This is a genomic window from Leeuwenhoekiella parthenopeia, from assembly GCF_020782115.1.
Lineage (GTDB): Bacteria > Bacteroidota > Bacteroidia > Flavobacteriales > Flavobacteriaceae > Leeuwenhoekiella > Leeuwenhoekiella parthenopeia.
Genome location: NZ_JAJGMW010000001.1, coordinates 92807 through 106126, shown reverse-complemented (window position 1 = coordinate 106126; position 13320 = coordinate 92807). Strand labels below are relative to the sequence as shown.

The following is a 13320-nucleotide window of genomic DNA, read 5'->3' as shown; positions in this document are numbered from 1 at the left end:
GCCGTCTTGTTATAAAAACTGAAAATTAATCGGGAGTATGTTCGCTTAAGTAAATGAGATACGCATAAAACAACAACGCCCGAAGTAATTGTGATACTTCGGGCGTTGCTTATTTAAAATTAAATTCTATTTACATATCCGTATAGCTGTTTAAGATACAGCCTCACCGCCACCTGAGTTGGCAATGGTAATGGTCTCAGAACGGAATTTATTTTTACCAAAATCAAGTGTGCGTATTGGGAACGGAATGTTGATGTCATTTGCATCAAAAGCTTTCTTGATCGCGATAATTGCTAAATCCTGAGCGGCAAGCATATCTTTCCGTTTGGTAACGGGAGCCCAGAAACGCGCAACAAAATTGATTGAACTGTCCCCAAAACTTTCGTAGAAAAATTCAATTTCTTCAGATCCCTGTTGTTCAAATTTAGCACTCAGGGTTTCTATGGTGAGTTTTTTTACGGCTTCCAGATCGCTTTCATAGCCTACACCGCAATTGACAAAAACACGGCTTCGTGCTGTTTGTGACCAGTTTTTGAAAGGAGAATCTACAATACTCGAGTTGGGCACAATCACATAGTTATTATCAGATTGTCTGAGTGTGACGTTACGCAACGTAATATCTTCAACAAATCCTGAATAGTCATTGGTCTCTACCCAGTCTCCAAGTTGTAATCTGGGCATAAAGCTCAGGATTACCCCGCTAAAGGTATTGTTAAGAGTTCCCTGTAAAGCCAGACCAATGGCCAAACCTACCACACCGGCTCCCGCAAGTACCGAGGTCAATACTTTGTCTAAATCCATAATGCCTAAGGCAACAAAAAATCCGATCAGTACGGTAATGGCAAAGGCCGTTTTGCCTGCCATCACACGAATGGAATCCTGTTTTACGCCACGCATAAGGATTTGACGCACAAATTTGGATACGTATTTTGCCAGAAACCAAAAAATGGCGAATACCAGAATGGCTATAACAAAATTGGGGAGTTTGAGGATTAGACTTTCGCCCCAGCCGTGTAATTTTTCGATTAGCTTATCAAAGTCAAAAAAGTTCCAATCTGAATTTTCCTGAGCTTCAGTCTGTAAAGTTGATAACATAAAAGTTTAGGGTTGGTTAGTGTTTTATTATTTCTGGCGATTTTCGGTCTTGTTCATCCGCCAGGTATCCAGCATCCAACTCGTTTTTTCGAGCTCTCTGATATAGGCTCCCAAAAGATCAATGGTACCTTCATCGTTGCCTTTATCTGCCTCGTCAACCACTTTGCGCATTTGAATTAGGATTTTACCGTGATCATCGAGCAGGATATTAACCATATCGATGTCGTTGGTATCACTAGGTGATTCTTTAATATTTGAAAGTTCCAGATATCGGGTAAGATGGCTTTCTGGTTGATGACGCAGGGTAAGTATGCGTTCGGCTAGTTCATCTATTTTGATGAGTGCGTCATTATACATTTCTTCAAACTTCGCGTGCAGGTCAAAAAAGTTTTCACCTACTATATTCCAGTGAAAATTGCGGAGTTTTTGATAGTAAATATGATAATCTGCCAGTAAGATGTTTAATTGAGTGACTGTATTTTGTGTTTTGTCACGATCTAAATTGAGGTAATTCATAGTGTGTAATTTCTTTATCTTTTTTCTTAAAATTACTAATGTTTTCCTCCTATTGGCAGATTATACGGGCGTTTAGTATAAGTTTAACTTGTGAAAATGATATTTTCCCAAGTTTAAATCAAATTTGTTAACGAAATATTAATTTAATTCAATAATCTTGATTTAAATTAGATTAAAAATACAAACCCCTATGCATACGTCAACTCTCCCTAGTGTTGCCGGTACACGTATTTTAGTTACCGGTGGAGCCGGTTTTATCGGTTCGCATTTGATACACAAGTTTCTTGATCTCGGGGCTTTTGTGAGGTGCCTCGATAACTTTTCAACCGGAAAGCCTCAAAACCTTCTCCCATTCAGGGAGCACAGGAATTTTGAGTTTTTGGAGGGTGATATCCGCGATTTTGATGTTTGTAAAAAGGCTGTTTTGGGTTGTAATGCCGTATCGCATCAGGCTGCTTTGGGATCTGTGCCTAGAAGTTTAGCAGATCCTGTTAGCTCAAATGCCGTTAATGTTTCGGGCTTTTTAAACATGCTTGAGGCTAGTCGATTAGAAGGCATTACTCACTTTGTTTACGCTGCGAGTTCGGCTACATATGGAGATGCCAAAGCCCTTCCCAAAATAGAAAGTGAGATTGGAGAGCCGCTTTCGCCTTACGCTGCGACAAAGCTCTTTAATGAGATTTATGCCCGTGTATACTTCAAAAATTATACATTCAGCAGTATTGGTTTGCGATACTTTAATGTTTTCGGTCCCAGACAGGATCCCGAAGGTGCCTATGCGGCAGTTATACCAAAATTCATTGCGAGTTTAATGAATGGCGAGTCTCCTGTAATAAATGGTGACGGTTCTTTTTCCCGAGATTATACCTATATAGAGAATGTGGTTCAGGCTAATTTATTAGCTTTGACCGCCACCGAAAGTCATGTTTTAAATGAGATTTACAACATTGCTTACGGTGAGCAAACCACTCTTGTAGAATTGGTGCGGGAAATTAAAGAACGATTGCTTAATTACGACCAAAACGTTAAAGATGTCGATCCTGTTTTTGGTCCTCAGCGAAAAGGTGATGTACCGCATTCGCTCGCATCGATAACCAAAGCGCGCAATCTTTTAGGCTATGAACCCGCCTATGACCTTAAAGCGGGGCTTACAGAAACTGTGGAGTGGTACTTTAAGAATTTGAACTAAAAGACAATTCATGAAAATTGGGGTAATTGGCCTGGGATATGTAGGTCTTCCGCTGGCGCGTCTCTTTGCAACACGTTATGATGTGGTGGGCTTTGACCTGAAGAAACAGCGTGTTTCAGAACTGCAGAAGGGCATAGATCATACCGGAGAGGTAGAGACCCCGCAGCTTCAGGAAGTTTTAAAATCTGCCAATAGCACGTCTAACGGACTCTACTGCACTGCCGAACCTTCAGAACTCAAAGAGGTAAGCGTATTTATTGTCACGGTTCCTACCCCGATAGATAAGAATAACAACCCAGATTTAACTCCGTTGATCAAAGCCAGTGAACTTGTAGCTCAATATTTAAAACGGGGAGATCTGGTGATTTATGAGTCTACGGTTTATCCCGGTGTTACCGAAGAAATCTGTGTTCCCATTCTTGAAAGGGATTCAGGCTTAGAATTTAATATTGACTTTTTTGCAGGTTATTCACCCGAACGTATCAATCCCGGCGATAAAACCCATACCGTAGATAAAATACGCAAAGTAACCGCCGGCTCCACGCCTGAGATTGCAGTAAGAGTAGATGAACTTTACGCTTCGGTAATCAGCGCGGGTACCTTTAAAGCCGCCTCGATCAAGGTAGCCGAAGCTGCAAAGGTGATTGAAAATTCACAACGCGATATTAATATTGCTTTTGTAAACGAATTGGCGAAAATTTTCAATCTTTTAGAAATAGATACACAGCAGGTGCTTGAAGCCGCGGGTACAAAATGGAATTTTCTACCCTTTAAGCCAGGTTTAGTCGGTGGGCATTGCATAGGGGTAGACCCCTATTATTTGGCACAGAAAGCAAAACAGGTAGGATATCACCCCGAGATCATACTTGCCGGAAGACGCCTCAATGACAGTATGGGCACTTATATCGCCGCTCAGGTTGTAAAGTTGATGGCACAGCGGGATATCAGGCTCAAGGATAGCAAGATTCTGGTATTGGGAATCACTTTTAAAGAAAATTGTCCAGACGTGCGAAATACGCGGGTTATAGATATAATACGGGATTTGGAAGAATATGGTGCGCAGGTTTCGGTCTACGATCCGCAGGCAGATGCGAGGCTCGTCCAGGAAGAATATGGTTATACCTTGTTACCCCAGTTATCAGGTAACAAGTTTTCGGCCATTGTGCTCGCAGTGAGTCATACAGAATTTGCAGATTTAAATCTTGACGATTTAAAAGCCGAAAATGCAGTTGTTTACGATGTAAAGGGCTTTTATAAAGAAGGAGTAGATGGCAGATTATAAGGAGCGGAAAAGAATACTTTTTGTCTTTGGTACGCGTCCCGAAGCCATAAAACTCGCTCCGGTCATAAAAGCACTTCAAAATGATGCATTCTTTGATGTAAAAGTTTGCCTCACCGCCCAACATCGCGAAATGCTCGATCAGGTTCTTGATTTTTTTAAGATTGAAGCCTGGTACGATTTAGATCTGATGCGTAAAAATCAGGATTTGTTTGATTTGACTGCCCGCATTTTAACTGCTTTAAAACAACCCCTTGCAGAGTTTAAACCCGATCTGGTCTGTGTGCACGGGGATACTACAACAACAATGGCCGCAAGTCTGGCTGCTTTTTATGCGGGCTGTAAAGTAGCACATATTGAGGCCGGCTTACGCACATTTAATAAACAATCCCCGTTTCCTGAAGAATTAAACCGTCAGATCACGGGTCGTATAGCAGATTTTCATTTTGCACCAACGGCTACTGCTTCAGCTAACCTTAAGGCCGAAGGAATAGCCGGGGAACATATTTTTGTAACCGGTAATACCGTAATAGACGCCCTGCAACTCACCGTTAATAAGGTAGCGGCCCTACAACCGAATTTTGCTAGGGGTATTCCATTTCAGAATAAGAAAATCATTTTAATCACCGGCCATCGCAGGGAGAATTTTGGCGATGGTATGCAGCGTGTTTGTGAAGCCTTAAGAGATTTGGCCCTTGCGCGACCCGATGTACATCTCGTTTATCCGGTGCATTTAAATCCGAATGTTAAAAACACGGTTTTTGACATTTTGGGGAACGTGCGTAATTGCTCGTTGATAGACCCCTTACAGTATCCTGATTTTGTCTGGTTAATGAACCGTTCCTATCTTATCGTAACTGATAGCGGTGGAGTTCAGGAAGAGGCTCCCGCACTGGGTAAACCTGTTCTGGTGACCCGAGACACAACAGAGCGTCCCGAAGCAGTAGATGCAGGTACAGTATCTTTAATTGGTACAAATCCTGAGAAATTGAGACAGGGTATCCTAACTTTGCTTGATGATAAACAACACTACGAAACGATGAGCAAGGCTCACAACCCCTACGGTGACGGTAAGGCCTCGCAGCGTATTGTACAGGTTTTAAAAGATAATTTATGAATATTTTAATCACTGGAGGAGCCGGTTTTATAGGATCTCACGTGGTGCGTTTGTTTGTGAATAACCGGCCTGAAGATCGTATTTTTAATTTGGACGCTTTGACCTATGCTGGTAATCTCGAAAATCTTAAAGACCTCGAGAATGCGCCTAATTATCAATTTTTAAAGGCTGACATTACCCAGGCAGAAACCCTGGATGCACTTTTTAGAGAATATAAATTTGAGCGGGTTATTCATCTGGCTGCTGAATCGCACGTAGATCGCTCTATTAAAGACCCCTTGGCTTTTGTAAAGACCAATGTTCTGGGGACTGTAAATCTTTTAAATGCCTGCTTAAAGTATTGGGAAACTCCATACAGCGACAATCTGTTTTATCACATCAGTACCGATGAGGTTTATGGTTCTTTGGGCGAAAGCGGATTGTTTACCGAAACCACGGCTTATGATCCCAATTCTCCGTATTCGGCATCCAAGGCAAGTTCAGATCACTTTGTTAGAGCCTACGGCGAAACCTACCGTATTCCATACATCATAAGCAATTGCAGTAACAACTACGGGCCTAATCAGTTTCCTGAAAAACTCATTCCTCTTTTTATAAACAATTGTATCGAGAATAAAGAGCTTCCGGTATACGGCGATGGTAATTACACCAGAGACTGGTTGTATGTGCTTGATCATGCCCTTGCGATAGAACTGCTTTTTGAATCCGGTAAAACAGGAGAGACCTATAACATTGGCGGTTTTAACGAGTGGAAGAATATCGACTTGGTGAAATTGCTTTGTGGGATTATGGATGAAAAGCTCAACAGACCCCAAGGTTCTTCAGCCAAGCTAATCACCTATGTAAAAGACCGCCCCGGTCACGATAAGCGCTATGCCATTGATGCTTCAAAAATAAATCAGGATTTGGGTTGGAAACCTTCGGTTACCTTTGCAGAAGGCTTGCGTTTGACTGTAGATTGGTATCTTGCAAATAAGCAATGGCTTAAAAGGGTAACAACAGGAATGTATCAGGATTATTATAACGATCATTACACACAATAATTAAAGTTTTATGAAAGGTATTATCTTGGCAGGAGGTTCGGGAAGCCGTTTGTATCCCCTCACCGTTGCGGTAAGTAAGCAATTGCTTCCGGTTTATGATAAACCTATGATTTACTACCCGCTCTCGACCTTGATGCTGGCCGGAATACGGGAAATTTTAATAATTACCACTCCTCAGGATCAGAACTCATTTAAAAATCTTTTGGGTGATGGTAAGGCCCTGGGTTGCTCTTTTACCTACGAGGTACAGCCCGAGCCTAATGGTCTGGCAGAAGCATTTATTATCGGAGCAGATTTTATTGGTAAGGATACTGTAGCCCTGATTTTGGGGGACAACATCTTTTATGGAAACGGCCTGAGTAAAATGCTTCAACAGCAAACCGATTTAAAAGGCGGATCTATTTTTGCATATCCTGTAAAAGATCCCAATCGTTACGGAGTGGTTGAATTTGATGAAAGCGGAAAGGTTCTTTCAATTGAAGAAAAGCCTCAGAACCCAAAATCAAAATACGCCATACCCGGTTTGTACTTTTTTGATAACCGGGCCGTTGATTTTGCAAAAGACGTTAAACCTTCCGCCAGAGGCGAAAAGGAAATTACCAGCATCCAAAACAGATATTTAGAATTGGAAGAACTGCAGGTTGCGGTTATGAGCAGAGGAATGACCTGGTTTGACACCGGTACTATTGACTCGCTCAATGAGGCAACCGATTTTGTACGGGCCATTGAGCATCGCCAGCAGTATAAAATAGGCTGTATCGAAGAAGTGGCATTCCTGATGGGATTTATCAGTTCAAACCAGCTTCAAGTTCTGGCTAATAATTATGGAAAATCCCCATACGGGAGCTATCTCAAAACATTACTTTAATGCAATTTATTGAAACCGGTTTTAAGGATTTATGGCTTATAGAACCCGATATATTTCAGGATGGGCGAGGATACTTTTTTGAAGCTTTTAATGCCCGTGATTTTAAAAAAGCTACAGGTATAGATGCTGTTTTTGTTCAGCAAAATCAATCCAAATCAACGGGCAATGTGTTGCGTGGTATGCATCTGCAAACCGGTGATGCAGCACAGGCAAAGCTGGTGCACATTCTTCAGGGTAAGGTTCTTGATGTTGTGGTAGATTTACGTCAAAACGAGTCTACTTTTAAATCTTACTACAGCATAGAATTAAGTGGCGAAAATCAGCGACAGCTTTATGTGCCCAGAGGTATGGCTCACGGTTTTCTGGTGCTTGAAGAAGATACCCTTTTTACCTACAGTTGCGATAATTATTACAATCCCAAAGCAGAACTTACCCTGCGCTATGATGACCCTGAAATCTTAATCGACTGGCCAACACAGAACGATTTAAAACTTTCGGTAAAAGATCAGGCAGGTCTTGATTTGGATAAGGTGTTAAAAAAAATGTATGGTTAGCAAACAACTGCGTGTGGTGGTAACAGGTGCCGGTGGGCAATTGGCGCAGTGTATAAAACATCTCGATGCCAATTTTAATCACCTTTTTTATTATAAAGACCGAAAAGCGCTTGATATAACCGATGCCAATTCGGTTAAGACAGTCCTTGATGCCCTTAAACCCCACGTGATCATCAACGCGGCAGCTTATACACAGGTTGATCTCGCAGAGACCGAAACAGACGCCGCTTTCGCCGTTAACGAACGGGGAGTCGCAAATCTGGCAGCATATTGTTCGGAAAACCGGGTGAAACTCATTCATATCTCTACAGATTATGTTTTTGATGGAGCGTCTTCCAGACCCTATCTGGAAAGCGATGCTACAGCACCTCAGACGACTTACGGGAAATCAAAACGCGCAGGAGAACTGGCGATTTTGGAGGCAGCCATCCCGGCCTTTTGGATTATTCGCACCGCCTGGTTGTATAGTATTTACGGCAAGAATTTTTATAAAATCATACTCAATCTGGCACAATCCCGGGATGAATTAAGCGTGGTAAATGATCAGACGGGAGTGCCCACACATGCATTGGACCTGGCTCATTTTATACTGAAACATATACCACAGCTTAATCCGCAAAATTCGGGGATATATCATTTTGTGAATTCGGGTCAGGCCAGCTGGTTTGATTTTGCACAGGCGATTGTTGCCCAAAACGGACTCAAAACAAAGGTGATCGCAGTGAGCAGCGCACAGTATCCTACATTAGCCCGTCGCCCAAAATTTAGTGTTCTCGACAATTCAAAACTCCAGAAAACCTTTAACTATTCAATCAGGGACTGGAGCACAGCTTTGCCCGGCTAAGCTTGTTTCCGGGTAAGGTTTAAGAGCTTAAAATCTTTAGTACCTTTGAAGCATGGATTTTTCATCAAAATTATTGGAGCAGGCTGTTTACGAGATGTCTCAACTCCCGGGTATAGGTAAACGTACCGCCTTAAGACTGGTATTGCATTTACTGCGTCAAAATGAGAATCAAACGCTTCAACTTGCCGAAGCACTCACCAGGCTACGCACCGACATTAAATTTTGTAAAAACTGCCATAATATTTCAGATGTAGCCCTTTGCGAGATTTGTGCAAATCCCAATCGCGATGCTTCAATAGTTTGTGTGGTTGAGGATGTGCGCGATGTTATGGCGATAGAAAACACCAGTCAGTATCGCGGTCATTATCACGTTTTGGGCGGAAAAATATCGCCATTAGATGGGATAGGGCCTCAGGATTTGACGATTCAGTCTCTTAAAGAAAAAGTAAAGTCGGGCGGTGTGGAAGAAGTGATTTTTGCGCTGAGCTCCACCATGGAAGGTGATACGACCAATTTTTATATTTACCGGCAGCTTGAAGAATTTGGTATTAAAACTTCAACCATCGCGCGCGGTATTGCGGTAGGTGATGAGTTGGAATATGCAGATGAGGTGACTCTGGGCCGAAGCATTTTGCACCGCATTCCTTTTGAAAATTCGCTTAAAAACTAAATTATGCTGCTTTCGGTGATTATTGTGAGCTATAAGGTACCGCAGTATCTGCAGCTTTGTCTCGAAAGCCTTACCCGTTCCCTGAAAAATATAGATTCTGAAATTATTGTAGTCGACAACGCCTCTGAAGATGCGACAATCCCACTTGTAAAAACTGCTTTTCCACAGGTTAAATTGCTCGTAAACTCAGAAAATAAGGGTTTTTCTAAAGCCAATAATCAGGGTGTGGCAGTTGCAAAGGGCAAATACCTGTGCATTCTAAACCCGGATACGATGGTCCCCGAAACCTGTTTTCAGGATGTTTTGGCATTCGCCGAAAAAAAAGACGATCTGGGAGCTGTTGGGGTTAGGTTGATTGATGGTACCGGCAATTTCCTTCCCGAGAGTAAGCGCAATCTGACTACGCCTAAGGTGAGCATCCAAAAGTTGTTGAGCAATGGTAACTCCTATTATGCTACAAATCTGGATGAAACAGAAACCGGAAAGGTGGCTATTCTCGTTGGAGCTTTTATGTTTTTAAAACGACAGCTTTATCAGGAGGTAGGCGGTTTTGATGAGCGTTTTTTTATGTATGGAGAAGACATTGACCTGAGCTATGTCATAACCCAAAAGGGTTACAGTAATTATTATCTGGGAAAAGTAACAGTATTGCATTTTAAGGGAGAGAGCACGGTAAAAGACAGGCAGTATGCCCTTCGTTTTTATGGAGCTATGCGTCTTTTTGCCCGCAAGCATTTTCACAAAAGCAATCTTTTTGATCGTTTGCTGGGTTTTGCGATTAAGCTCATCAGTCAGACCTATGCAGCGCAGGAAATCAAAAAGCCCATAAATCTGGGTTTTGAGCGGCGTTATTGGGTAAGTGATACGCCTAATTTAAACGATCAGCCAGATGACATACTTAGGCTTAACTGGGACGGACTCAGAGCGGCTTACTCCGAAAAACCGCAGCATTCCCGTTTTATCTTTGACCTGGAAGGCAGTAGAACTGCAGACGTTATTACTGCTATGCAGCAGTTAAAAAACCGCCAAAATACATTTCGCATACGCCCTTCAAATTGTAATTTTAGCTGCGGGAGTGATTCGGCTCATCATCGGGGGCAGGTGCTTTAAGCCGTATGATTATTTATTTAGAAGTCATATCAACTTATTTTTATTAAATTCGCAAAATAATTCAACCAATAACTTTTCTATTAATAATATGGCAAAATTCGAACTTAAGTTACCAAAGATGGGAGAAAGTGTCGCCGAAGCTACCGTGACCAACTGGCTCAAAGAGGTAGGCGATACCATTGAACTTGATGAACCCGTCGTAGAGATTGCCACAGATAAGGTAGACAGCGAGGTGCCGAGTGAAGTTTCGGGTACTTTGGTAGAAAAGTTCTATGAGGCTGATGATGTAGTAAAAGTGGGGGAAACTTTGGCAATCATTGAGATTGCCGGTGATGATGCACGCGCTGAAAGCAGTTCTGAGCCTGAGTCTCAAGAACCTGTTGCAGATGTTGATCAGCCGGAAGAGGAAGAAACAGCATCAGCAGAAGCAGAAGATGCAGCGGCTATGCTCGATCAGGCAAAAGAGACTACTTCGGCAGCCGCAATTTCCAATACAGGAGAGCGTTTTTATTCTCCTTTGGTAAAAAATATAGCCCAGCAGGAAGGGATTTCTCAGGAAGAACTGGATACCGTTAACGGCACAGGCCTAGAAGGTCGGGTTACAAAAGACGATATTCTGACTTACTTAGAAGAACGTAAGTCCGGAAAAAAACCGGAAACAAAACAAGCTGAACAGCCCAAGACTGAATCTAAACCTGCAGCTCAGCCTCAGGCAACCCCCGTAAGTGTAAACGGTGGCGATGAGATTATCGAGATGAGCCGAATGGGTAAAATGATCGCCAAGCATATGGTTGCTTCGGTACAGACTTCTGCCCACGTACAGTCTTTTATTGAAGTAGACGTTACGGCTATTGTAAACTGGAGGGAGCGTGTTAAAAATGATTTCCAGAAGCGGGAAGGAGAGAAGCTTACCTACACGCCTATTTTTATGGAAGCTGTGGCAAAAGCGATTCGTGATTTCCCTATGATTAATATTTCTGTTGATGGAGATCGTATCGTAAAACGCAAAAATATAAACCTGGGTATGGCTGCGGCATTGCCCGATGGAAATTTGATTGTTCCGGTAATACGCAACGCAGACCAGCTCAACCTGGTCGGAATGGCCAAAGCAGTAAATGACCTGGCAAACCGTGCGCGCAATGGTAAACTTAAGCCCGATGATACTCAGGGAGGAACCTATACGGTTACCAACGTGGGGACATTTGGCAGTGTGATGGGAACACCCATCATTAATCAGCCTCAGGTAGGAATACTGGCCTTAGGGGCCATACGTAAAGTTCCTGCGGTTATTGAAACTCCGGAAGGGGATTTTATAGGCATTCGCCAAAAAATGTTTTTATCGCACAGTTACGATCACCGTGTGGTTAATGGAGCTCTGGGTGGACAATTCGTTCAGCGCGTGGCACAATATCTCGAAGACTGGGATAGTGACCGTCAGGTATAGCTCGGTAAACCTTATACTTATAGAAAATGAATCAAATCCCTCCGGTTTATCCACAGGGATTTTTTAGTATTTTGGAACAGAGAATTGCCCTTTGAAATAGGGTTTAAGACCCTTTCACCATCAAAAAACAAAATCAAGAATCTCAAAAAGCAGATGATTTGAATTTGGTAATTGTACTTTTGCATTTAAACGACAACCTATGAATTTAAATCTTACCAGACCCATTTGCTTTTTTGACCTGGAAACTACGGGAGTAAATGTGGCTAATGATCGTATTGTAGAAATTTCGGTACTTAAAGTTTTCCCTAACGGAAAGGAAGAGAAGCATACCTGGCTGGTAAATCCTACCATACCTATTCCGCCTGAAACTACTGCGGTTCACGGTATAAAAGATGAAGATGTTGCCGATAAACCTACTTTTAAAGAACTGGCCACAGAGATCAATAATCTCATTAAAGATTCTGATCTGGCAGGATTTAATTCAAATCGATTTGATATTCCGCTTTTAGCTGAAGAAATGCTTCGCGCTGAGGTAGATTTTGATATGAAAAACCGCAACGCTATTGATGTTCAGACCATTTTCCACAAAATGGAACAACGCACACTAAGCGCGGCCTATAAATTTTACTGCGATCAAAATCTCGATGACGCGCATAGTGCCGAGGCAGATACCATTGCGACCTATGAAGTTTTAAAAGCACAGCTTGATCGCTATGATGAGCTTGAAAACAATATGAAAACCCTTGCGGAATTTAGCGCTCGTAAAAAGTTTGCAGATTTTGCAGGCTTTATAGCCTACAATAAAGAAGGAGAAGAGGTTTTTAGCTTTGGTAAGCATAAAGGGAAAAAGGTGGAAGACGTGCTTGAAAACGAACCCGGTTATTTTGGGTGGATTCAAAACGCCGATTTCCCATTGTATACTAAAAAAGTGCTTACCGGAATCAAGTTGCGAAAATTGAATACAAAGTTGTCTTAGATGAAAATCATTTGCATTGGTCAGAACTACGCTGAGCATATAAAAGAGCTTAACAGCAAAGCTTCAGGCGAACCGCTTTTTTTCTTAAAGCCTGACTCGGCTGTTTTACTAAACAAACATCCTTTTGTAATACCCGAGTTTACTCAGGAAGTGCATTACGAGGTTGAGGTATTGATACGTATTAACCGTTTGGGTAAATATATTCAGCCTAAATTTGCACATAAATATTTTGATCAGATTGGTCTGGGAATAGATTTTACTGCTCGGGATTTACAGCGCGAGTGTAAGGAAAAAGGCCATCCCTGGGAAAAGGCAAAGGCCTTTGACGGCTCGGCGGTAATAGGTGAATGGTTACCTAAAGAAAGTTTTAAAGATTTAAATGCAATTAATTTTCATTTGAAAAAAAATGATGAAATTGTACAACTAGGAAATACAAAAAATATGATTTTTGATATTCCAACCCTTATCGCTCACGTTTCGAAGTTTATGACTCTCAAAATAGGAGATGTCCTTTTTACGGGAACCCCCTCGGGAGTAGGACCGGTAAGTATTGGTGATAAGCTGAGTGGATATCTGGAAGACAAGGAGCTTTTTAGCGTCAACATAAAATAACCC

Annotated in this window: 14 protein-coding genes; 12 read left to right on the top strand and 2 right to left on the bottom strand. The window is 42.0% G+C overall.

Annotated features, from left to right (window positions below; translation table 11 throughout):
- Nucleotides 1-150: 150 nt before the first annotated feature.
- Nucleotides 151-1095: a mechanosensitive ion channel family protein gene (locus LLW17_RS00485; protein WP_228228303.1), complete on the bottom strand. Its 945-nt coding sequence runs from the start codon at nucleotides 1093-1095 to the stop codon at nucleotides 151-153.
- Between the two features lie 27 nt (nucleotides 1096-1122).
- Nucleotides 1123-1611, bottom strand: coding sequence for a Dps family protein (locus LLW17_RS00480; RefSeq protein WP_228228302.1), 489 nt, complete (start codon nucleotides 1609-1611; stop codon nucleotides 1123-1125).
- A gap of 190 nt (nucleotides 1612-1801) precedes the next feature.
- Here LLW17_RS00480 and LLW17_RS00475 point away from each other — a divergent pair, with 190 nt between their 5' ends.
- The 12 genes from LLW17_RS00475 to LLW17_RS00420 all read left to right on the top strand — a co-directional run bounded on the left by LLW17_RS00475 (nucleotide 1802) and on the right by LLW17_RS00420 (nucleotide 13317).
- Nucleotides 1802-2800: an SDR family oxidoreductase gene (locus tag LLW17_RS00475; RefSeq protein ID WP_228228301.1), complete on the top strand. Its 999-nt coding sequence runs from the start codon at nucleotides 1802-1804 to the stop codon at nucleotides 2798-2800.
- A gap of 10 nt (nucleotides 2801-2810) precedes the next feature.
- On the top strand, nucleotides 2811-4082 hold the full coding sequence (locus tag LLW17_RS00470) for a nucleotide sugar dehydrogenase (protein WP_228228300.1): 1272 nt from the start codon (nucleotides 2811-2813) through the stop codon (nucleotides 4080-4082).
- Nucleotides 4069-5196, top strand: coding sequence for a non-hydrolyzing UDP-N-acetylglucosamine 2-epimerase (wecB, locus tag LLW17_RS00465; protein WP_228228299.1), 1128 nt, complete (start codon nucleotides 4069-4071; stop codon nucleotides 5194-5196). The genes LLW17_RS00470 and wecB overlap by 14 nt, the downstream gene beginning before the upstream one ends.
- Entirely contained in the window at nucleotides 5193-6239 is a 1047-nt protein-coding gene (rfbB, locus tag LLW17_RS00460) for a dTDP-glucose 4,6-dehydratase (protein ID WP_228228298.1), read from the top strand. Before wecB ends, rfbB begins: the two co-directional genes overlap by 4 nt.
- A gap of 10 nt (nucleotides 6240-6249) precedes the next feature.
- Nucleotides 6250-7107: a glucose-1-phosphate thymidylyltransferase RfbA gene (gene rfbA, locus LLW17_RS00455; RefSeq protein ID WP_228228297.1), complete on the top strand. Its 858-nt coding sequence runs from the start codon at nucleotides 6250-6252 to the stop codon at nucleotides 7105-7107.
- Entirely contained in the window at nucleotides 7107-7661 is a 555-nt protein-coding gene (gene rfbC, locus LLW17_RS00450) for a dTDP-4-dehydrorhamnose 3,5-epimerase (RefSeq protein WP_228228296.1), read from the top strand. Before rfbA ends, rfbC begins: the two co-directional genes overlap by 1 nt.
- Nucleotides 7654-8505 (top strand): dTDP-4-dehydrorhamnose reductase, encoded by an 852-nt coding sequence (rfbD, locus tag LLW17_RS00445; protein ID WP_228228295.1) that lies wholly within the window; start codon nucleotides 7654-7656, stop codon nucleotides 8503-8505. The genes rfbC and rfbD overlap by 8 nt, the downstream gene beginning before the upstream one ends.
- Before the next feature lie 52 nt (nucleotides 8506-8557).
- Nucleotides 8558-9175 (top strand): recombination mediator RecR, encoded by a 618-nt coding sequence (recR, locus tag LLW17_RS00440; protein WP_228228294.1) that lies wholly within the window; start codon nucleotides 8558-8560, stop codon nucleotides 9173-9175.
- A 3-nt stretch (nucleotides 9176-9178) separates the two neighbouring features.
- Complete coding sequence (locus LLW17_RS00435) at nucleotides 9179-10285, top strand: glycosyltransferase family 2 protein (RefSeq protein WP_228228293.1); 1107 nt, start codon at nucleotides 9179-9181, stop codon at nucleotides 10283-10285.
- An 88-nt stretch (nucleotides 10286-10373) separates the two neighbouring features.
- The gene (locus LLW17_RS00430) at nucleotides 10374-11729 is read left to right on the top strand and encodes a dihydrolipoamide acetyltransferase family protein (RefSeq protein WP_228228292.1); all 1356 of its coding nucleotides are present in this window, start codon (nucleotides 10374-10376) and stop codon (nucleotides 11727-11729) included.
- Nucleotides 11730-11928: 199 nt separating this feature from the next.
- Complete coding sequence (locus LLW17_RS00425) at nucleotides 11929-12705, top strand: 3'-5' exonuclease (protein ID WP_228228291.1); 777 nt, start codon at nucleotides 11929-11931, stop codon at nucleotides 12703-12705.
- Nucleotides 12706-13317 (top strand): fumarylacetoacetate hydrolase family protein, encoded by a 612-nt coding sequence (locus tag LLW17_RS00420; RefSeq protein WP_228228290.1) that lies wholly within the window; start codon nucleotides 12706-12708, stop codon nucleotides 13315-13317.
- The last annotated feature ends 3 nt before the right edge of the window (nucleotides 13318-13320 follow it).